At 57.5% G+C, this 21,711-nt stretch carries 19 protein-coding genes; 10 read left to right on the top strand and 9 right to left on the bottom strand.

The genetic code is table 11. From position 1 onward, the window contains the following. Positions 1 to 173 precede the first annotated feature (173 nt). Positions 174 to 797 carry a TetR/AcrR family transcriptional regulator gene (locus KHU33_RS20885; protein WP_230414446.1) on the bottom strand — a complete coding sequence of 208 codons (624 nt, stop codon included), beginning with the start codon at positions 795 to 797 and terminating at the stop codon, positions 174 to 176. Positions 798 to 983: 186 nt separating this feature from the next. On the opposite strand from KHU33_RS20885, the gene KHU33_RS20890 reads away from it, so the two are divergent. Beyond that, the gene (locus KHU33_RS20890; protein ID WP_211466478.1) at positions 984 to 2,189 is read left to right on the top strand and encodes an acetyl-CoA C-acetyltransferase; all 1,206 of its coding nucleotides are present in this window, start codon (positions 984 to 986) and stop codon (positions 2,187 to 2,189) included. Positions 2,190 to 2,202: 13 nt separating this feature from the next. Beyond that, the gene (locus KHU33_RS20895) at positions 2,203 to 4,335 is read left to right on the top strand and encodes a 3-hydroxyacyl-CoA dehydrogenase NAD-binding domain-containing protein (protein WP_211466480.1); all 2,133 of its coding nucleotides are present in this window, start codon (positions 2,203 to 2,205) and stop codon (positions 4,333 to 4,335) included. Positions 4,336 to 4,382: 47 nt separating this feature from the next. Here KHU33_RS20895 and KHU33_RS20900 read toward each other — a convergent pair whose 3' ends face one another. From KHU33_RS20900 to KHU33_RS20920, 5 genes are all read right to left on the bottom strand, one after another. Further along, positions 4,383 to 4,700 (bottom strand): SCP2 sterol-binding domain-containing protein, encoded by a 318-nt coding sequence (locus KHU33_RS20900; RefSeq protein WP_211466482.1) that lies wholly within the window; start codon positions 4,698 to 4,700, stop codon positions 4,383 to 4,385. A 171-nt stretch (positions 4,701 to 4,871) separates the two neighbouring features. Further along, positions 4,872 to 5,078 (bottom strand): hypothetical protein, encoded by a 207-nt coding sequence (locus KHU33_RS20905; protein ID WP_211466484.1) that lies wholly within the window; start codon positions 5,076 to 5,078, stop codon positions 4,872 to 4,874. Positions 5,079 to 5,105: 27 nt separating this feature from the next. Then, the gene (locus KHU33_RS20910) at positions 5,106 to 6,251 is read right to left on the bottom strand and encodes a CaiB/BaiF CoA transferase family protein (protein ID WP_211466486.1); all 1,146 of its coding nucleotides are present in this window, start codon (positions 6,249 to 6,251) and stop codon (positions 5,106 to 5,108) included. Between the two features lie 18 nt (positions 6,252 to 6,269). Next, positions 6,270 to 7,214, bottom strand: coding sequence for an SDR family oxidoreductase (locus tag KHU33_RS20915; RefSeq protein WP_211466488.1), 945 nt, complete (start codon positions 7,212 to 7,214; stop codon positions 6,270 to 6,272). Positions 7,215 to 7,253: 39 nt separating this feature from the next. After that, positions 7,254 to 8,393: an acyl-CoA dehydrogenase family protein gene (locus tag KHU33_RS20920; RefSeq protein ID WP_211466490.1), complete on the bottom strand. Its 1,140-nt coding sequence runs from the start codon at positions 8,391 to 8,393 to the stop codon at positions 7,254 to 7,256. Positions 8,394 to 8,816: 423 nt separating this feature from the next. Between KHU33_RS20920 and ugpB the strand changes: the two genes are divergently transcribed. The 4 genes from ugpB (at position 8,817) to KHU33_RS20940 (ending at position 13,313) form a co-directional block, all read left to right on the top strand. Further along, positions 8,817 to 10,124, top strand: coding sequence for a sn-glycerol-3-phosphate ABC transporter substrate-binding protein UgpB (gene ugpB / locus KHU33_RS20925; protein ID WP_211466492.1), 1,308 nt, complete (start codon positions 8,817 to 8,819; stop codon positions 10,122 to 10,124). A gap of 248 nt (positions 10,125 to 10,372) precedes the next feature. Further along, positions 10,373 to 11,257 carry a sn-glycerol-3-phosphate ABC transporter permease UgpA gene (ugpA, locus tag KHU33_RS20930; RefSeq protein ID WP_211466494.1) on the top strand — a complete coding sequence of 295 codons (885 nt, stop codon included), beginning with the start codon at positions 10,373 to 10,375 and terminating at the stop codon, positions 11,255 to 11,257. 123 nt (positions 11,258 to 11,380) lie between these two features. Next, on the top strand, positions 11,381 to 12,232 hold the full coding sequence (gene ugpE, locus KHU33_RS20935; protein ID WP_211466496.1) for a sn-glycerol-3-phosphate ABC transporter permease UgpE: 852 nt from the start codon (positions 11,381 to 11,383) through the stop codon (positions 12,230 to 12,232). 1 nt (position 12,233) lies between these two features. Then, positions 12,234 to 13,313, top strand: coding sequence for a sn-glycerol-3-phosphate import ATP-binding protein UgpC (locus KHU33_RS20940; protein WP_211466498.1), 1,080 nt, complete (start codon positions 12,234 to 12,236; stop codon positions 13,311 to 13,313). Positions 13,314 to 13,358: 45 nt separating this feature from the next. On the opposite strand, the gene KHU33_RS20945 is transcribed toward KHU33_RS20940, so the two are convergent. Further along, positions 13,359 to 15,791, bottom strand: a complete 2,433-nt coding sequence (locus tag KHU33_RS20945) for a penicillin acylase family protein (protein WP_211466500.1) — start codon at positions 15,789 to 15,791, stop codon at positions 13,359 to 13,361. A 76-nt stretch (positions 15,792 to 15,867) separates the two neighbouring features. Continuing rightward, positions 15,868 to 16,101, bottom strand: coding sequence for a hypothetical protein (locus KHU33_RS20950; RefSeq protein WP_211466503.1), 234 nt, complete (start codon positions 16,099 to 16,101; stop codon positions 15,868 to 15,870). A gap of 149 nt (positions 16,102 to 16,250) precedes the next feature. On the opposite strand from KHU33_RS20950, the gene KHU33_RS20955 reads away from it, so the two are divergent. Continuing rightward, positions 16,251 to 17,078, top strand: a complete 828-nt coding sequence (locus KHU33_RS20955) for a ferritin-like domain-containing protein (RefSeq protein WP_211466505.1) — start codon at positions 16,251 to 16,253, stop codon at positions 17,076 to 17,078. A gap of 38 nt (positions 17,079 to 17,116) precedes the next feature. On the opposite strand, the gene KHU33_RS20960 is transcribed toward KHU33_RS20955, so the two are convergent. Continuing rightward, positions 17,117 to 17,965, bottom strand: coding sequence for an amidohydrolase family protein (locus KHU33_RS20960; RefSeq protein WP_230414447.1), 849 nt, complete (start codon positions 17,963 to 17,965; stop codon positions 17,117 to 17,119). 261 nt (positions 17,966 to 18,226) lie between these two features. Between KHU33_RS20960 and KHU33_RS20965 the strand changes: the two genes are divergently transcribed. The 3 genes from KHU33_RS20965 (at position 18,227) to KHU33_RS20975 (ending at position 21,660) form a co-directional block, all read left to right on the top strand. Further along, entirely contained in the window at positions 18,227 to 18,901 is a 675-nt protein-coding gene (locus tag KHU33_RS20965) for a response regulator (RefSeq protein WP_211466507.1), read from the top strand. Further along, positions 18,891 to 20,330, top strand: a complete 1,440-nt coding sequence (locus KHU33_RS20970) for a sensor histidine kinase (RefSeq protein ID WP_211466509.1) — start codon at positions 18,891 to 18,893, stop codon at positions 20,328 to 20,330. The genes KHU33_RS20965 and KHU33_RS20970 overlap by 11 nt, the downstream gene beginning before the upstream one ends. 196 nt (positions 20,331 to 20,526) lie before the next feature. Continuing rightward, positions 20,527 to 21,660 (top strand): porin, encoded by a 1,134-nt coding sequence (locus KHU33_RS20975; protein ID WP_211466511.1) that lies wholly within the window; start codon positions 20,527 to 20,529, stop codon positions 21,658 to 21,660. Positions 21,661 to 21,711 lie beyond the last annotated feature (51 nt).

Here is a 21,711-nt window from a genome sequence, read left to right on the forward strand (position 1 = left end):
CAAAATACCTGGAAGCATTCTTGGCATTGGCGAATTGGGAATTTGCTTCGAAGAATTTCGCGTAAGACAAACTTGTTGCAGTTGATAAGGATGCAAAAACTTATCGACGTCACATATAAAAATAGCGCCGGCTTTATCAGCGGCGCTATTTTTTTATCCATGAACCGGACTGCCTAAATCTGCTCCGGCCTGGCAATCGCCCGCCACAACATCTTGAACAGCGCATTCGACTGCAACGCCAGCGGCTCCGTTTCGCCGCGCATGGTGTGCATATGCACCAGCCTTTCCAGGATGCCGATGAAATAATCCAGCAGGATTTTCTCATCCACCTCATCCGTCAGCACGCCTTGCGCCCGGCCGTCGGTCAGGGTTTTCATCAAGACCTCCATCATTTCCGGCTGCCGGAAAGTGCGATCGCGGCCCCATGCGCTGACCTGCAGCGAACTCATGATGAGTTGGCTTACCTTGGGATTCCGGTCGAAGAAATCCAGCACCACCCAGAACACCTTGCGCAATTTATCCTGGCAACTCTCGATGCCCTGCAAGTGATCGAGCATGCGTGAAGCCAATGTGCCGAGCCAGGTTTCAAGGCAGGCGAACAACAGCGCCTCCTTGCTGCCGTAGTATTTATAGATGGTCTGCAGCGAGACGCTGGCGGCGCTGGCAATTTCGCCGAAGCCGACGCTACGGAATTCGCGCTCTGAAAATAAATCCAGTACCGCATCCTCAATCCTTTGCCTGATCACGGGCTTGAGTAAAGCGCGGTCCAATACGATTTTCTGGTTTTCCGATGACATAGGTTTGCTTATGGCTTTGTTATATGTGTAATTAATATTACGATCATTGCGACCTGCAGTTTCGGGCTTTGGTTTAGAGTGAATTACCAATTGACGCTGGTCATTGCTTTAACTACAGTGGGTAATCAGCATAAATCAGATATAAAGTGTAATTTCAATTACCAAAACATACAAGCCGGAGACGCTATGACTGAAGCCTATATTTTCGATTCCGTACGGACGCCGCGCGGCAAGGGCAAGAAAGACGGCAGCCTGCACCAGGTGACGCCGGTCAATCTGCTGGCGCAGCTGCTGCAGGCGTTGGAACAACGCAACCGCCTTGATACTTCGCAGGTCGACGATGTAGTGCTCGGCTGCGTGACGCCGGTCGGCGAACAAGGTGCGGACATTGCCCGCACTGCGGTGCTGTATGCCGGCTGGGATCAGTCAGTGCCGGGCGTGACGCAATCGCGGTTTTGCGCTTCGGGCCTGGAGTCAGTCAACCTGGCTGCGATGAAAGTCATGTCTGGCCAGGAGCAACTGGTGGTGGCGGGCGGCGTCGAAAGCATGTCGCGCTGGGCCATGGGTTCGGATGGCGGGGCCTGGTTCATGGACCCGCGGGTCAACCAGATCACCGGCTTTGCGCCGCAAGGCATAGGCGCCGATCTGATCGCGACGCTGGAAAATTTTTCCCGCAGCGATGTCGATAACTTTGCGCTGCAATCGCAACAGAAGGCCGCGCGCGCCCGTGCCGAAGGCCGCTTCAATAAATCCCTGATCGCAGTCAAGGATCTGAACGGCATGGTGATTCTGGATCACGACGAATACATCCGCGCCCAGACCACGCTGGAAAACCTGGCGGCGCTGAACCCCGCCTTCGAACAAATCGGCCAGATGGGTTTCGATGCGACGGCGCTGCGCAAATACACCACCGTCGAAAAAATCAACCATGTGCACCACGCCGGTAATTCCTCTGGCATCGTCGATGGCGCTGCGCTGGTTTTGGTGGGCAGCAAGGAGATGGGAGAAAAACTGGGTTTGAAGCCGCGTGCCCGGATTGTCGCCACCGCCGTCACCGGCTCGGAACCGACCATCATGCTGACCGGCATCGCTCCGGCCGCGCGTAAAGCGCTGGCCAAGGCCGGGATGGCGACCAAGGATATCGACCTGTTCGAAATCAATGAAGCGTTTGCTGCGGTTGTGATGCGCGCCGTCCGCGATCTCGATATCGATCCGAGCCGGGTCAATGTCAACGGCGGCTCGATCGCCATGGGCCATCCGCTGGGAGCAACCGGCGCCATGATCCTCGGCACCGCGCTCGACGAACTGGAACGGAGCAGCAAGGCGACTGCCTTGATCTCGCTCTGCGTCGGCGGCGGCATGGGTATCGCCACCATCATCGAACGTGTTTAAAGAAAGCCAGATCATGAGCGTGAATTTCAAAAAAGATGCGGACAATATCGTCACCTTAACCCTGGACATGCCGGGGCATTCGATGAATGTTTTGAATGAGGCGCTAACTGCGCCGTTCATGGAAGCCGTTGCCGCCATCGAAGCCGATGCCGCCATCGCCGGCGTCATCATCACTTCGGGCAAGGCGGATTTCGTCGCCGGCGCCGATATTGAAAAGCTGTATCAAATCACCGAGGCGCAAGCAGCCTTCGATCTGGTGCAGGAATTCAAAGGCTTTCTGCGCCGCCTGGAACAATGCGGCCGGCCAGTAGTGGCGGCACTTAACGGCACCGCGCTGGGCGGCGGGCTGGAACTGGCTCTGGCTTGCCATTACCGCATCGCCATGAATAATCCGAAGGCCAAATTCGGCCTGCCTGAAGTCAAGCTCGGCCTGCTGCCGGGCGGTGGCGGCACGCAACGCTTGCCACGCATGATTGGCATCCAGAGCGCGCTGCAGTTGATGTTGGAAGGTAAGGAACTGCGTGCTGAAGAAGCGCTGCAGCAAGGAATTATCCAGGAACTGGCGAGCGATAAACAGGATCTGCTGGCGAAAGCTAAAGCCTGGTGCTTGGCCAATCCCAAAGCGCAGCAGCCATGGGACGACAAGAAATTCCGCTGGCCCGGCGGCGATTCACGCAGCCCGGCCAACGGCCAGCTATGGTCTATCGCGCCCTCCATGGCAAGCGTCAAGACGCACGGCAATTATCCGGCGGCGACCAATATCATGAGTTGCGTATTCGAAGGCGGCATTGTCGATTTCGACACCGGCTGCGAAATCGAATCGCGCTACTTCGTCAACTGCGCCTTGTCGCCGGTCGCCAAGAACATGATCGGCACGCTGTGGTTCCAGCTCAACGCCATCAACAAGGGCAAGTCGCGCCCGGAAGGCCTTGCACCGTCCAAAGTCAGCAAGGTTGGGATACTGGGCGCGGGCATGATGGGTGCCGGCATTGCCTATGCCTCGGCCAAGGCCGGCATACAAGTGGCGCTGCTGGATAACAGCATGGAAAATGCGGAAAACGGCAAGGACTATTCCAGCAAGCTGCTCGACAAGGCGATCAAGCGCAAGCAGCAAACTGCGGAGGGCAAGGAAACCCTGCTGAACCGCATCAAGCCGACCGTGGATTTCGACGATCTGTCCGACTGCGATCTGATTATCGAGGCGGTCTTTGAAGATCGTCAGGTCAAGGCTGAGGTGACCCGGAAAACCGAAGCGCTGATCGGCGCGGACGCGGTGTTTGCGTCGAACACCTCGACCTTGCCGATCACCGGCCTGGCGCAAGCCAGCGTGCGGCCGGAAAACTTCATCGGCCTGCATTTCTTTTCACCGGTGGACAAGATGCCGCTGGTTGAGATCATCGTCGGCCAGCACACCAGCCAGCAAACGCTGGCGCGCGGTTTCGATTACGTGCAGCAGATCAAGAAGACCCCGATCGTGGTCAACGACTCGCGCGGTTTCTACACCTCGCGTGTATTTGGCACTTACGTGATGGAAGGCTTGCAGCTGCTGATGGAAGGCCAGCATCCGCGCGCCATCGAGATGGCCGGCTTGCAGGCCGGCATGCCGGTTGGGCCGCTGGCTGTGCATGACGAAGTCAGCTTGTCGCTGTCGCTGCATATCCTGCAACAGACCCGCAAGGATTTCGCTGAAGCAGGCAAGCCTTTTGCCGGCCATCCAGCCGATGCCGGACTGGAAAAAATGGTCACCCAATTGGATCGCAAAGGAAAAAAATACGGCAAGGGCTTTTACGATTACCCCGAAAATCAAAGCAAGCATCTGTGGCCCGGTTTGCGGCAAGCCTTTCCGCTCGCCGCCGAGCAACTGCCGCAAAAGGATCTGATCGAACGCATGATGTTTGCACAGGCCAATGAAGCGGCCAAATGCTATGAGGAGAAGGTGGTGCTGACCGTCGCCGACGCCAATATCGGCAGCATTTTCGGTTGGGGTTTTGCGCCGTTCCAAGGCGGAGCGCTGCAATACATCAATGCCTATGGCGTCGCGAATTTTGTCAAACGGGCGCAGCAGCTGTCAGAGCAATTCGGCAGTTATTTTGCACCGGCAGCGATACTGGTAAAAATGGCGGAGCAAGGCCAACACTTCGAATGATGTCGGTGTTGCTCTTCATCGGCAGCCGATGAAGAGCAACGAACAAATCAGGCAATCTTGCTGGCGTCGAACAAGGAAGGAATCCTCTGCGCCAGCATCATGTCGCCCTTCAGTTTCAGCTTGCCGCTCATGAACGCCATGGCGCCGTTGAGCTCGCCTTTCAGCATCGCTTTCAAATCCTCATCCGCCATGGTCAGCGCAACGTCGGGCGCATCGACCACGCCGTCATGTGCGGTGCATGTGCCGTGATCGATCAGCAAATACATCGGATTAGAGATATCGAATTGAATGCTGCTTTTCATGTCCGCCGTCGCTACGGTATTCAGGCCTGACGGCATGAGCTTGATGATGTCGTTGACTGTCATTTCATTTCCTCTCGTTGCTTAAAAAAATCCATATGGATATTGCTGTTTACCGGCATGGGCAAGCAGCTTGTCATTCCCATCCGACCGCGTTGCGTATCTGCAGTTCCTGCTCCATCAATCCGGCGTAACGCTTCTCCACCGCGCCGCGCTTGACCTTCATGGTCGGCGTCATCAAGCCGTTGTCATGCTCCAGGCGTCTTTCAGAACAACGCATTTGGCGATCTTTTCATGCGGCTCCAGCGTGGCGTTGACCAGTGCCATATCGGCGATCAACTGCTGCTCGACCTCGGCCCGCGGCTTGTTGCGGGCTGCTGCGGTGAGAGTCACCGCCATCACCGGCTGATTCATGCCACTGCCGATGAGTAGCAAATTTTCCACGTCTGATTGGAAACCCTGCCTCGAATATCAAATCGCGCCAGTGGCAGACAGTGCGGCCACGGCTGCCTGATCCAATCCCAGTTGCGCCAATACGCTAGCAGTATCTGCTCCAAGCGCGGGACAAGCGCCGCCGGCGCCAGGCGCATCGCTGAACTTGATCGGCAAATCCGCTACCGGCTTGCCGTCCTCCATCCAGATCAGGCCGCGCGCCTTAACCTGCGGGTTGTCCAGCGCTTCCTGCGGCGTATAAATCCCCGATACGCAACAGTCGCGATCCGCCAGCAGCAGTTCCCATTCGTCACGCGAGCGGGTTTTGAACAATGAGCCTAAAGCCGTCCTCAAGACAGCGCCGTCCGGCCCCGGCGCCAACGGCATGGCCGCCAGATCCGGGCGGCCGACGGCCTGGCAGAAATTGAGAAAGAATTTAGGCTCCAAGGCCGCCATCGCCACATGCTTGCCGTCGGCGCAGACATAGATGCTGTAGTTGGCCAGGGCGCCGCTCAGCATGTCGCTGCCACGCGCCCTGCTCTCGCCCAGAGTGCGGATGGTGGCCAGCGACAGCGCCTGCAGCGCCAGCGTGCCGTCCAGCATGCCGACGTCGACCATGCTGCCCTGCCCCGAGGCGCGTGCGCCTATCACCGCCGCCAGAATCCCCAGCGCACAGGTCAAGGCGCCGCCGGCCAGGTCTGCGCTTTGGAAATTCGACAGCGCCGGCGCGCCATCGACGGCGCCGGTTTGATCCAGCAAACCGGCATATGCGCAGTAATTCATATCATGCCCGGCGCGGTCCTTATAGGGGCCTGTCTGGCCGTAACCGGTCAGCGCCGCGTAAACCAGGCGCGGATTGATCAACTTCAATTCCTGATAACCGCAACCGAGTTTATCCATCACGCCGGGCCGGAACGATTCGATCAGGACGTCGGCCTGAGCCACCATTTTTTTTAAAACAGCGACGGCCTCCAGCTGCCGCAAATCCAGCGCGACCGATTTCTTGCCGCGATTGACCAGGGTAAATAATTCAGGCGCTAACATGCGCGCATAATCGCCGCCTTGCGGCTCTTCCAGCTTGATGACCTCGGCCCCCATTTGCGCCAGATAAAAGCTGCAAAAAGGTCCGGGCAGCAAACGGGTCAGATCGAGCACCCGGATGCCGGACAGAAGTGGATTAGCCACGGGTTTAGCCATTGCAGCTCAGGGCTTGCCTTGACCGAATGAGGAATCGACGCCCTGCACGATAGACATCAACGATTCGCCTATATTCCGAGGATAGGTGGCGTCATCGAAATCGACTATCTCTTGCCATCTCTGCGCCACCTCCTCGGGACCGAAGGCCTGGCCCTGGAAATGACGGCCGCGGGTGCGCTCCCAGCGCAGCTTGGCGTGAAAACCGGCGCCAACCTCGAACAGACTGCCATTCTCCTTGGAGCTTTCGTGGCACAAATACGCCGCCAGCGGCGCCACATATTCTGGCTTGAGCGCTTCCAGCATCTGCGGCGGCATCACCGTTTCCGAGATACGCGAGCCGGCCAGCGGCGCGATGGTGTTGACCAAGACGTTTTTGGCCGCGCCTTCGATCGCCAGCGTATTTGCCATGCCGATCAAACCCATCTTTGCCATGCTGTAATTGGCTTGGCCGAAATTGCCGTAGATGCCGGCAGCCGAAGTGGTCATGATGATGCGGCCATAACCTTGGTTGCGCATATGCGGCCAGGCCGCATGGGTGACGCGGAAAGCGCCCAGCACGTGGACCCGATAGATCAGATCCCAGTCGTCCGCGCTCATCTTGACAAAACTGCTGTCGCGCAAAATGCCGGCATTGTTGATCACGATGTCGACCCGGCCAAAATGATCGAGCGCAGCCTGCACGATCTGCGCGCCGTCTTCCACCGAATCGTAGCTGGCGACCGCGCTGCCGCCGGCCGCCTTGATCTCTGCCACTACCTGGTCGGCGGCAGCGCTGGATTTGCCGCCGCCATGAATGTCGCCGCCGAGGTCGTTCACTACCACTTTGGCGCCACGCGCTCCCAGCAGCAGCGCGTGCGCCCGTCCCAAACCGTTGCCGGCGCCAGTGACAATGGCGACGCGGCCGTCGTAACGCAACTCGTTTGTCAACTTGCTTGCTGAATCATTTGCCATAGCTATGTCTTTATTCATTGAAAATAGAAAAACCCGCATTCATATTGATCGAGAAATAATCTCTTTCATGATTTCATTGGTGCCGCCATAAATGCGCTGGGCGCGTGCATCGATGTACGCGCGCGCAATCGGATACTCTTGCATGAAGCCATAACCGCCATGCAATTGCAAACATTGATCCAGCACTTTTCCTTGCAGGTCGGAGCACCAGTATTTGGCGGCGGCGGCCGCATCCACCCGCAGTTCGCCCTGCACCTCCAGCTCAACGCAGCGGTCGACAAACACGCGGGCAATCTGCAGTTCGGTTTTCATCTCGGCCAGCTTGAAGCGGGTGTTCTGAAACGACGACACCGTGCGGCCGAAGGCTTGCCGGTCGCGCGTGTACTCGATGGTGGCGCTGAGCATCGCTTCGGCATTGGCAACCGAGGTGATCGCTATCAGCAGGCGCTCCCAGGCCAGTTCTTGCATCAGCATGCTGAAGCCGGCGCCGACCTGGCCAATGATATTGCTCTTCGGGACTCGCACATTTTCAAAGAAAAGTTCACAGGTATCCTGTGCTTTCATGCCGATCTTCTTCAGCGGCTTGCCCTTGCTGAAACCAGGCCGGCCGGCTTCGATCACCAGCAGCGATACATTCTTGACGCCGCGTATCTTGTCGCCGACCTTGACCGCGACCACCACCATGTCGCTGTTATAGCCGTTGGTGATGAAAATCTTGGAACCGTTGACGATATAGTCGTCGCCATCTTCCTGCGCCGTGGTTTGTATCGCCTGCAAATCCGATCCGGTGCCCGGCTCGGTCATCGCAATCGCGGTAATCGCCGTGCCGGCGGCCATCTGCGGCAGCCAGGCTTGTTTCAATTCTTCGCTGCCATAACGCAGCAGGTAAGGCGCGACGATGTCTGAATGCAGCGGCCAGCCTATGCCCGAGGCGTTGCTGCTCGCCAGTTCTTCCAGCACGATGGTGCTGAACTTGCGGTCGACGCCGGAGCCGCCATAGTTTTCCGGCATGTTGGTGCACAGGAAACCCAGCTCGCCGGCGCGCTGCCAGATATCGCGGTCGACAAAGCCCTGTTCTTCCCAGGCGGCATGGCGCGGCAAGACTTCGGCTTGCAGGAAGCGGCGCAGGCTTAGACGGAACTCTTCATGGTCGGGATCGAACAGCTGGCGCGGAATCATGCACGCCCCCGGCAAACGGCAACATTGCAGCAGGTAAGCATTTGGCTCATGGTGTCTCCTGATATTTTTATTGTGTAATTAAATTTACACTCCCATCAATTACAGATCGAAAAGGAACTGGATTGGAGGTTTTTGAGAATACACCGATTTTCAATATGAAAGCTAGAGACACGCCTCGGATCGATGGTAATTAAAATTACACTTTAGGCTATTCTCAGCCCCATTAGGCTATTCTCAGCCCCATGTTTACGCAACAATGGCAGGCGACACGTCAAGCCGGCACTTAGTTTTGATTGCACATAAGAAAACAAGCATTGCGCCGCCTGCAAAGTCACCTATAGAATCCGGCTTTATAGCGAGGCCGCAGCTGTCACATGGCCGTCATATGAATTCGCTACCATCAAAAAATTTACGGGGGCCCTGATGAAATTCAAAGCACTAGCCATCGCTTGCACACTAGCGACCATGAGCATTTCGGCGCATGCCACCACCGAGATATCTTGGTGGCATTCCATGGCCGGAGCGCTCGGCGACCGCGTCAACGGGCTGGCCGACGAATTCAACAAGAGCCAATCGGAATACAAGGTAACGCCGGTATACAAAGGCGCTTACGACGAAGCCATGGCGGCTGCGATCGCCGCCTACCGTGCCGGCAACGCGCCCGACATCCTGCAAGTATTCGAAGTCGGCACCGCCACCATGATGTACTCCAAAGGCGCGATCAAACCGGTATCGGAGGTGATGAAACTGGCCGGCGAACCGTTCGATCCAGCGTCCTATGTGCCAGCCATCGGCGGCTATTACGCGGCGCCGAAAGGCGGCGGCCTGCTGTCGCTGCCGTTCAACAGCTCAACCACCGTGATGTTCTATAACAAGGACATGTTCGCCAAGGCCGGGCTGGACGCCAACAAGCCGCCGGTCACCTGGCAGGAACTCGCGGTCGACGCTGCCAAGCTGAAAGCCAGCGGCGCCAAATGCGGCTACACCACCACCTGGCAGTCATGGGTCGAACTGGAATCGTTCTCGACCTGGCATAACGTCGAATTCGCCTCCAAGAACAATGGCTTCGACGGTCTCGACACGCGCCTGAAGTTCAACAGCCCGTTGCATGTGAAGCACATCGAGAATCTGGCGAACTGGGCCAAGCAAGGTTACTTTACCTACGCCGGCCGCAAGGACGAGGCAACCTCGAAATTCTATGCCGGCGAATGCGGCATCCTGACCGGCTCGTCGTCCAGCTATGCGGATATCGCGAAAAATTCCAAATTCAAGTTTGGCATCGCCACCCTGCCGTACTACAACGATGCGGCCGGCGCGCCGCAAAACACCATGATAGGCGGCGCTTCGCTGTGGGTCATGGGCGGCAAGAAGAACGAAGAATACAAGGGTGTCGCCAAGTTCTTCAAGTTCTTGTCGAAACCGGAAGTGCAAGCCAAATGGCATCAGGAAACCGGCTATCTGCCGACCACCACGGCGGCTTACGAAATCACCAGGAAATCCGGCTTCTATGACCGCAATCCCGGCACCGATGTTCCGGTCAAGCAGATGATCACCAAGACCACCGACAAGTCGCGCGGCATCCGCCTCGGCAACATGCCGCAAATCCGCACCATCATCGACGAAGAACTGGAAAACGTCTGGACCGGCAAGATCACGCCGAAACAAGCGCTGGACACCGCGGTAGAACGTGGCAACCTGTTGCTGGAACGGTTTGAAAAAACAAACAAGTAAAGGGAGCCTCGAAAACCTACTGCGCGCCCCAATCTCGACACTGCGATGCTCACCGTACTTTCGTACGGCTGCGCTTCTCCTGCCGACCTTGGGCCAAGTCAGCGCAGCTGAGGCTACGGTTTTTGAGCCCCCCTAAAACATTCTGATACCTGGTTTCCTCCGCAGTGTCACCTGCACTGCGGGAATTGCAACTCCGTCACACCCTGGAATCCCGCATAGCCGCGGGCGATCCGGTTAGAAAGTCCATCTTGGAAAAACGCGCTCGCTTCAAATCTGCCTGGCTGCCCTACGCGCTGGTCGCGCCGCAGATCATTGTCACCCTATTGTTTTTCGTCTGGCCGGCGGTGCAAGCCCTGTATCAGTCGATGCTGTTGCAGGACGCCTTCGGCGGCTATTCCGAATTCGTCTGGTTCGACAATTTCCGCACGCTGCTCGTTGACGGTAATTACCTCGGCTCTTTCAAGACCACTGCACTATTCTCGGTGCTGGTCGCCGTGCTCGGACTTAGCCTGTCGCTGGTGCTGGCTGCCTTCGCCGACCGCGTGATAAAGGGCGCGGCCATCTATAAAACCTTCCTGATCTGGCCTTACGCCGTATCGCCGGTAGTGGTCGGGGTGCTGTGGATGTTCATGTTGAGCCCGACGCTTGGGATTGTCTCCCACTGGCTGCAATACATCGGCATCGACTGGAACCATGTCTTGAACGGCCGCCACGCGATGATATTGATCGTGATTGCCGCCGTCTGGAAACAAGTCAGCTACAACTTCCTGTTCTTCCTGGCCGGCCTGCAATCGATACCGAAATCGCTGATCGAAGCCGCCGCCATCGACGGCGCGGGGCCGGTAAAACGTTTCAGGACCATCGTTTTCCCGCTGCTGTCGCCCACCGCTTTCTTCCTGCTGGTGGTGAATATCGTCTATGCATTTTTCGATACCTTCGCGATTGTCGAAGCCACCACTCAGGGCGGCCCCGGCAAGGATACCGAGATCCTGGTCTACAAGGTATTCACCGACGGCTTCAAGGGCGGCGATCTGGGCGGCGCCGCCGCGCAGTCGGTGATACTGATGACCATCGTCATCGTCCTCACCGTGGTGCAATTCAAGTATGTTGAAAAGAAAGTCCAGTACGCATGAAGGAAACCTTGAATAACCCTGCCGCGTCATTCCCGCGAACGCGGGAATCCATTATGGGCAGTAATTTGGATCCCCGCGTTCGCGAGGATGACGGAGTTGTTAGCCAAATCACGAAAGAATGCCATGATTGAGCGCCGCCCGATCCTCGACATGGTCAGCCACCTGGTGCTGATCCTGGGCGTCATCATCATCGCCTTTCCGCTGTATGTCGCCTTTGTCGGCAGCACCCAACCCGCTGAACAGGCTGCGGCGGCGCCCTTGTCGCTGCTGCCGGGCAGCCATTTCGTTGAAAACTACAGCGCATTGTTGACCAAGGGCTCATCGGGTAACGTCTCGGCGCCGCCGGTGGCGCGCATGCTTGTAGTGAGCCTGATTTCAGCGCTGGCGATTGCGATCGGCAAGATCTCGATTTCCATGCTGTCAGCGTTTGCCATGACCTACTTCCGCTTCCCCGGCCGCTCGCTATTCTTCTGGATGATTTTCATGACCTTGATGCTGCCGGTGGAAGTACGCATCACGCCGACCTATCAGGTGGTGTCCGATTTCCACATGCTCAATACCTACGCCGGCTTGACCATACCGCTGATCGCTTCAGCCACCGCCACCTTCCTGTTCCGCCAATTCTTCCTGACCATTCCGGATGAGCTGGCGGAAGCCGCGCGCATCGACGGCGCCGGCCCCTTGCGCTTTTTCAAGGATGTGATCTGGCCGCTGTCGCGCACCAACATCATCGCGCTGTTCGTCATCATGTTTATCTACGGCTGGAACCAGTATCTGTGGCCGCTGATGATCGCCACCAATCAAGACATGTATCCGATCGGCATCGGCATCAAGACCTTGATCGTCGGCGGCGATTCGGCGGTGGAATGGAATATAGTGATGGCCACTCTGGTGCTGGCGATGCTGCCGCCCGGCCTGGTGGTGGTGCTGATGCAAAAATGGTTTGTTAAAGGGCTGGTTGATTCCGAGAAGTGATATGGCAAAAGTACATCTAGAGCACGTCAAGAAAACCTACGGCAAGGCCCCTAAAACGGTCGATGTCATCCACGGCATTTCGATCGATATCGCCGATGGCGAATTCATTGTCATGGTTGGCCCGTCCGGCTGCGGCAAATCGACCTTGCTGCGCATGGTGGCGGGCCTGGAAGAAATCACTTCCGGCGATATCGTCATCGGCGACCGCGTAGTCAACAAGCTGGAGCCGAAAGACCGCGACATCGCCATGGTGTTCCAGAACTATGCGCTGTATCCGCACATGAGCGTGTACGAGAACATGGCTTACGGTTTGAAAATCCGCGGCTTGAGCAAGGACGATATCGAAGCCCGGGTGCAAAAGGCGGCCAAGATTCTGGAGCTCGGCGCGCTGCTGCAACGTACGCCGCGCCAATTGTCCGGCGGCCAGCGTCAGCGGGTGGCGATGGGACGCGCCATCGTGCGCGAGCCGGCAGTGTTCCTGTTCGATGAACCGCTGTCCAACCTGGACGCCAAGCTGCGGGTGCAGATGCGCCTGGAAATCCAGAAGCTGCATCGCACCCTGGGCACTACCAGCTTGTATGTGACGCATGACCAGGTCGAAGCCATGACGCTCGGCCAGCGCATGATCGTTATGAACGGCGGCCGCGCCGAACAGATCGGCACGCCGGCCCAGGTTTATGCCAAACCGGCGACCACCTTCGTCGCCAGCTTTATCGGCTCGCCGCCGATGAATTTGTTGCATGGCCGCCTGGCGGCAGACGGCAGCAGTTTCACGCTGGCCAACGCCGACGCCGTCGCGCTGCCGTTCACCCACAGCGCAATTGCCGGCCACGATTGCATCATGGGTCTGCGCCCGGAACAATTGATATTCGGCCAGCCCGGTTTGAACATGCGCGCAGAATTGGTGGAAGCCTTGGGCGCCGATTTGCTGGTGCACGCTTCGATCGGGGATCAGTTGCTGGTGATGCGGGTGCCGGCTGCAACCGCGGTCGAAACCGGACAGCAGATCAGCGCCGGCTTCGACGCCGCAGCCCTGCATTGGTTTAATCCGCAGACCACGCAACGTATCGAGTTTGCATGAAAAAGGGGCGCTGACCGGCGCCCCTTTTTTCAATCTGCCCGCGGCTCAATTGTCGGGTTGCAGGCGAATCCGCTCCACCGTGGCCTTCTCCACCGCTGCCCGCGAATACAGCAGCGGGAAATACTCGCCCTTCAGCCATTTCTGCGCCAGATCGCGATAGTGCGGACTATCGGGGTCACCCGATTGCCCCGGTGAATTGACCGCTCGCGAGTTATCCCAATTGCCGACGTCGACCACTACCCGGAACGAGGGGCCGTTGGTTTGCAGGAAATCGCTGCTGCGATAAGTCGACTGATTGGGCGAATACGCGCCGCCACGGGTTGGCATGGGTCCGACATTCAATTTTGCGCGAGTAGCTTCATCCACCGCAGCGGCCAAGGGATGTTCCATCAGATTGCGATGCAGCTTGCCCCATTGCCATTGGCTGCTATCGCTGCCCTGCAATTTTTGCAGTTCGGCATAGGCGTCATTCAGGCTAGCCAGCAGCAACTGGTCGCGCTTTTGCAGCGCGTCCTGGCCGAAACGCGCTTGCGGCTGCTCCAAGGTATCCAGCAGCACCGCAACGTCCGGCGCGCCCATTGCCTCAGCCGCTGCCGGGCTCAACACCGCAGCCTTGAAAGCCTTGCCCAAATGGCGCGAGAGCCAGACCTCGAACAAGGCGGCCTGCGCCGAATCGGCGCGCTCGACGAAATCCCAACCGGCAAACAGATTCAACGCTGCCTGGGTCTGCGTATCGCTGGAGAATAAAGGTTTGAGCAGCGCCGCCAGACGCCGCGCCGGAATCGACAGATCGTCGTTTTGCAGACGCATGGAATCTTCCAGCGACACTTTATTCAATGACGACAGCACTTCGCTGATGCGCGTGAAGCGTGAATTGTTGGTCCATTCAAAACCCAGCTTGCGTTCGCGGTAGGGATAAGCATCCGGCAGATTCATTTGATTAGCGGAGGCGAACCAGCCTTGCTTGGGATTGTAGCTGGACGGCAGCTGGTCGCCGGACCAGAAGCCGGCCCATTCATAACGGCCATCGCCGGGCACCGGCAACAGGCCATCCCAGTTAGGGCGGATCGGCGCCAGCCCGCTTGGCGCCCAGCCGATATTGCCCTTGGTATCGGCGTATACCTGGTTCAAGGTCGGCGCGCCCCAATGCAGCAAGGAATGCTTGAACTCGGCAAAGTTCTTGGCGCGCATGTAATCTATGCTGCCGAAATAAGGCGACATGCCGGGCTGCAGCCAGCCGGATCGGACCGCGAAGGCGCGATTTTTTTCCGATTCGACAAAAATCACCGGACCATGACGACTGAATGTCAGCTCGGCGTTAACCGGCGCTGCGCCCTTGACCTGGATTTGTTCCGTGATGACTTTAAACGGCTCCCATTTATCCTGGTATTTGTATTGATTCGGGTGCTCAGGGTTCAGCTGGTAGACGTACAAATCTTCCTGATCGATATTGAAAATCGTCAGGCCGAAAGCGACACTGCCGTTATGCCCGATCGAAATACCCGGCAATGCCGGTTCGCCGGCGCCGATCACGTTCAATCCCGGTGCATTGATGTGGGCGATGTAGCGCAAGGACGGCGCCGAATAGGCACGATGCGGATCGTTCGCCATGATGGCGCGGCCGGTGGCCGATTTTGCCGGTGCGATGACCCAGTTGTTGCTGCCCTCGACGACCTCTTCCGGATTTTCCGCAACGGCGATCACCACGGCATCGGCAGGCGCGCCCTGCAGGCTTTCCTTGCTGATCTTCACGCCCTGGGTAGCAAGCTGGAATACTTTCAGCAAATCTTTCGGCAGGCAGGGATCCAGGCCGTCCGGCATCGCCGCCTGCCAGTTTGGCGTCAGGCCGGAGCGGATTTCATCGGATTTCAGATCGGCCTTGCAAGCGACGTTGGCACGCGCCACTTCGCTGGTCAGATTGCGGGTCAAGCCGTGGCTGCGGATTCGCACCACATCTTCCGCCAGCCATTTCGCAGGCGCATAGCCGAGCTGTTTGAATTCGAACGGCAATTTATCCGGATGGGCGTTAACGTAGTCGACATAGGCATTGACGCCGGCGACGAAGGTATTCGCCACATGCTGGGCATGGGGGCCGTAGGATTGCCACTCGCGCTGCATGTCGCCGCGGTACAAGAACAGCCTGGCGGCGCGGTCTTGCTGGACATAGGCCGGACCGAATACCTGCGCCAGCTGGCCCAGGCCGCGGCGGCGCCACAAATCGATCTGGAACAGACGATCGCGTGCCGCATTGAAACCCTGGACAAAAAAAGCGTCGTCCTGATTCGCCGCGTATATGTGCGGCACGCCCCATTGGTCTACCAGGATTTCCGCAGATTTTTTCAAACCTGCAATCTTGTAGGTAAGCGCCGGCGCTGGCAGCGGATCTCTGGCCTGGCTTGATGTTGCAGCCAGTAACACTAGCAGTGCCGCCGCATACGGGGCACATGTGGCATAAGCGGGATATAGCGATCGTTGCATAAGCGTCTGCCTCTTTTTATAGTGTATTTATTTGCAAATCGACTATTGCCAGGTACGGCCCTCCCGCCACGGAAACCTATTCGGTCAGCGCAACCAGGTTATCCACCTCGATCTTGGCAAACTCGACACTGCTGTCGTAGGCAGTATTCGCGCTGGCATGTGCGCTTTCCGTATTGGTGCGGCTGGATACGCTGGCTCCCGCTTTTAATATCTGGTAACCGTCATGCCACAGATCGTCGTGGCCTTGGACCGGTTTTGCCACGATGACATAACCGCGATATTCGACGTTTTGATTATTTTGCCCGCTCATGTTCACCTCGCTGAAAAATAAGGCTTAATCGTAGCATGAGCCCGAAATGCACACATTCCGGCAAAATCGTGTACCTTGAACCTATTGCAGCAGCACGCGTCATATCTGAATGAGTTTCAATCAGTCACAACCACATGGAGAGATTGATTATGCACAAAGGTCGCGAACAGAGTACGCACTGGAAGATCGCCGATCTGGATTTTTCAAAAATCAATATCACCCAGGTCCGGCCCGATGAAAACCTTTTTTATCTGGTCGCTTGCGCCTCGTTTGTCGAAAGCGGCTCCGATCTGTATACACAAAATCTGGTGGACTATTACGGCGACGAGCCGGAAATCTCCACCTGGCTGCGCGAACAATGGGAAATCGAAGAGTTGCAGCATGGCCAGGCGCTGCGCGCCTATGTCGAGCACATATGGCCGGAGTTCGACTGGCAAACCGCCTATCGCAACTTCCTCGATGAATATTCGACCTATTGCAAGGTGGAATTGCTGGAACCCAGCAAAGGCCTGGAAATGGTGGCCCGCTGCGTGGTGGAAGCCGGCACCGCCACTTTCTACGGAGCGCTGTCGCGCAGCACGGACGAACCGGTATTAAAAGATTTGGCTTCGCGCATCGCCAAGGACGAGGTGAATCACTACAAGCATTTTTTCCGTTATTTCCGGCGTTTCCGGCAACATGAGGGATTGCGCCGTCACCGCATCTTCGGCGCCTTGCGACGCCGCACCCTGGAAATTAAAAACGAAGACTCCGCTTGCGCTCTGCGTCACGTGTTCAACACCAGAATGCCGCAACACGCCGACGACCAAGCCATGCTGCAGCAGATCCACAGCCGCATGAACACCACCATCCGTCACCATCTGTCAGCCGGCATGACCATCAAGATGATCATGCGGCCGCTGGATTTGCCGCATGTAGTGCAATCGCTGGTGGCTTATCCGGCTACGCAGATCATGAACAAGGTGTTCTTGCGTTAGGCAAGTTAGGCAGCCCAGTCTTGAACCACGCCTTGCTGCTACAAGCGATAAAAGCGCTGCGCGTTCAAGCCCATGATTTGTTGGCGCTGGAAAGGTTCCAGATCACCTAATAAGGTGTCGGTAGCCGCCAGCCAGCGGCCGTAATCGGCCGCCAGGTTGACCACCGGCCAATCGCTGCCCCAAATCACTCTTTGGGCGCCGAAAACCTCCAGCACATGCGCCACGTACGGCTGCAGCTGCGCTATCTGCCAGCCGGCCGCAGCCTCAGTCACCAGCCCCGATAGCTTGCAATACACCTGCGGCAAGGCCGCCAGCCGGGTTATCGATGCCTGCCAAGGCTCCAGCGCAGCGCTGGCACTCGGCGGTTTGGCCGCGTGATCGATGACGATGGGCAGCTCCGGGTAGCGCTCGGCGAATTTCAGCAGGGCCGGCAAGTGACGCGGCAGAACCAGTGCATCCAAGCTCAGTTGGTGGCGCTGCATGGCGGCAATCGCCGGCGCCAGCAAGGGATCGCAAATCCAGTCGTCGGCCAGATCCTGCAGCATCGGTCGCAGGCCGCGCATTTTCGGATGGCTGGCGAGCAACTGTATCTGCTGCTCGGCATTGAGCGATTTCAAGTCGGCCCAGCCAACTACCGCCCGGATAAACGCATTCCGCTCCGCCAGGGTGAGCATGAACAAGGTGTCGCTCATGCTAGGCAAGGATTGCACCAGCACGCTGCCGCTGATGCCATATTGCTGCAGCAAGGGCTCCAGTTGCTGCGGCAGAAAATCGCGATGAATGGCCGCCAGCTCCGGTGGCGGCCATTGCCCCGCCCGATTCGCCAGCAGCCAGAAGTGCTGATGGGCATCGATGCGCAAAGGAGGAAGCGCCATATCAGCAAGCATATTGTCCATCTCGGATTAGTGCCCTTGGCATAGCTGGCGGATTGCCTTGTCCATGCGAAAGGTTCATTGGATGGACCAATACTAGCATGCGAAATTTTGGCAAAGCAATGGGAAATTTGCATGCACCGCGATTTATCGGTAGCCAAGTTTAGGCTTGCCTTTCATAATCCGCCTCATCGCCAGATTATTAGAACTCATTTCATCAATATCCATGAGATGCGTTCTTTCTATTAGAGCGACCTCCCCGGGACGGAAACAAATATGCGAATTTTGCTGGTCGAAGACAACAGGCCACTATCCGAATGGCTGGCACTTACCTTGCACCGCAACAAATACACGGTCGATTGCGTCTATAACGGCGCCGACGCCGATCATTTGTTGCTGACTCAACAATACGAACTGGTGATCCTTGACATGTCGTTGCCAAAACTGGATGGCAACGAGGTGCTCAAGCGCCTGCGCGGCCGTCACAACAACGTGCCGGTGCTGATCCTGACTGCCAATAATTCGGTCGAGGGCCGCATCATCGGCCTCAATGCCGGCGCCGACGACTACATGGCTAAGCCGTTCGATGTCAACGAACTGGAGGCGCGCATCCGTGCCCTGCTGCGCCGCTCCAACCAGCAGAGAAACCCGATTTTGCAGTGCGGATCGCTGAGTTACGACAGCAACAGCCGGATCTTTTCGATTGACGGCGTGGCGCTCACCCTGACCCGCCGCGAGCACGCGGTGCTGGAAACCTTGATCATGAAAATGGGAAAAACCGTCAGCAAACAAGCGCTGGCAGAGAGCTTGTACGCGATGGCCGAGGACGTATCGCAGGACGCCATCGAAGTCTATATCCACCGGATCCGCAAGAAACTGGAACACGGTGACGCCGCCATCATCACTTTGCGCGGACTAGGCTATCTGCTCAAGCAGCACCATGAGGTTTAGCAGCAAGCTATTTCGCAGTCTGCGCACGCAGCTGCTGCTCTGGCTGCTGGTGCCGCTGGTACTGTTCGTCGGCTTCAACATCTGGGTTACCTACAACAATGCGATCGCGATGGCGACCGTGGTTCACGATCGGATGCTGCTCGGCTCGGCGCGCATCATCGCCGAACAGATACACTATGAAGACGATGTACTACAGGTGGTGATTCCGCCCGCCGCGCTGGAGCTGTTTCAATCGGATTCGCATGACCGGGTTTACTACCGCGTGGTTGCAGCCAACGGCACGCTGCTGGCCGGCCAAATCGATCTGCCCGATCCGCCGCGCCTGCCGCATAACGAGGAATCGGTTTATTTCAACGCCAGCTTCCGCGACGACCCGGTGCGCATCGTCGCCTTTTCGCAGCCGGTGTTTGGCGTGCCTGCACAGGGATCGGTTCTGATCGAAGTGGCGCAAACGCAGAATTCCTACAAAATGCTGTCGGACCGCATGTGGGAACACACGGTGCAGCAACAGCTGGCAATACTGGTGCTGGTGGTGCTGCTGCTGTTGCTTGGATTGCGGCATGGCCTGGCGCCGATGATGCGCTTGAGAGACCGCGTGCAACGCCGCAAGCCTGGCACCCTGGAAGCGCTCGACGCCGCCCCGGTGCCGACCGAACTGGTGCCGCTGGTGCACGCCATCAATGACTACGTGCAGCGGCTGGACGATCATATGTCGGCCCACGGCCGTTTCATCGCCAACGCCTCACATCAATTGCGCACGCCGCTGACGCTACTCAATACACAAGTTCACTACGGCCTGCGCAGCCGCGACGCCAATGCCAAGGATGCCGCGCTGCGGGCGATCAACAACGGCGTGCAGCACGGGATCCGGCTGGTCAACCAGTTGCTCACACTGTCCAACGCCGAAACCGGTATCGGCCATCCCTTGCGCCAGACCGATGTCAACCTGATCGAAGTGGTGCAAACCGTGCTGGAAGAGTTGGCGACGCTGGCGCAGACCAAGCATATCGATCTTGGTTTTGAGTCTGCAGCTGCGGCCGTCATGGTCCATGCCACGCCATCCATGCTGGAAGAGCTGGTCGCCAATCTGGTCGACAACGCGTTGCGCTATACGCCGGTCGGCGGCAGAGTAACCGTTGCTGTCGCAAGCACTGGACACGCCACCGTTCTGCGCGTCGAAGACAATGGCCCGGGCATTCCCGCAGCAGAACGGGAGCAGGTGTTCGAACGCTTCTACCGCCTGCACCAAGAACGTTCGGATGGCAGCGGCCTGGGCCTGGCAATCGTCCGTGAAATTGCGCTTGCCAGCAAGGCCGAGATTGCCTTGTCCAGCCCGACGATAGAAAGCGGACAGAGAAGCGGATTGATAGTTACGGTCACTTTTCCGGCAGTGCCAGGCACAGGGACCGCTGTCACAGTAAGCGCATGACAGCCTCCCCCTCCCGCAAAGCTTACTAACAGCTTTCAAAAGCAAGATTTATTTTCCCACGCTGTGGCACAAAACCGACAGCCTGCAAGTGGTCATTTAGCCTTCTGAAAGCAGTTAGTAAGCTTTCGAATTTTATAGTTACCCCCACTGATCTATGCGATTAGTACATCCAACTAAAAAATATCTGGAGATTAAAATGAAAAAGTCGCTATTAGCGCTAGCAGTTCTGGGGACGATAGGCTCTGTCAATGCAGCATACGCACAATCCAATGTCACTATCTATGGCCTGATCGACGCCACCATCAGCACCGTCAATCATGCTGACAAGGCCGGCGACCGCCTGACCGGCATCCCGGTCGCCTGGTTCAGCGGCAACCGCATCGGCTTCCGCGGCGCTGAAGATCTGGGCAGCGGACTCAAGGCGATTTTCAAACTGGAAGCCGAATTCGTGGTCGGCACCGGTGAAATGGATACGCCGGGCGTACTGTTTAACCGCGACGCCTGGGTCGGTATGCAAGACACCACCTTTGGTCAGATCACACTGGGCCGCCAAAACACCTTGGCACGCGATTTCTCCCAGGTCTACGGCGATGCTTACGGTTCCAAGCTCGGTCTGGAAGAAGGCGGCTACACCAACAACAACAACTTCAAACAGCTGATTTTCTACTCGGGCAGCGCCACCGGCACCCGCTATGACAATGGCTTGGTCTGGAAGAAAGTGTTCAACAATGGCGTGGTAGCCGGCCTTGGTTATCAGTTCGGCAACGTCGCCGGCCAGTTCGCCCACAACACCACCAAATCGGCGGCGATCGGCTACAACGGCTCGAATTTCATCGTCTCCGGCTTCATCAACCAAGCCGACGTCGGCAACGGCCTCACCAGCAGTCTGGAAAAGCACAAATCCTATTCGGTGGGTGGCAGCTACATTTTCGATCTGGTGCGCTTGAATGCGGGTTACTTCCACTACACGGCAGAGCAAGGTGCGCTCGGTCAGCGTAAGGACGATGCGTACACTGTATCGGCTAAGTTCACACCGCAAGGTTCGTTCGACTATGAAGTCGGCTATCAAGTGATGAAGGCGCAGAACGCTGCTTACAACGCAGCCGGCACCAGCACCTTGAACGCCTACAATGACGCCAGCGGCGCAACTGCCACCGGCAGCGGCAAGAAGAAAACGCTGTACGCGTCTACTTTCTACCATCTGTCGAAACGTACCGAGCTGTATCTGGCTGCCGACTATATGAAACTTAGCGACGGCTACCGCGTAGGATCGGCCAACGGCTTCCAGAACCAGACCGAATTCGCGGTCGGCATGCGTACTCGCTTCTGATATACCTTTAGCCCAGCATCAGTAAAGCCGGCGCTGACGAAAGTCAGCGCC

Source organism: Collimonas silvisoli (genome assembly GCF_018305005.1).
Lineage (GTDB): Bacteria > Pseudomonadota > Gammaproteobacteria > Burkholderiales > Burkholderiaceae_D > Collimonas > Collimonas silvisoli.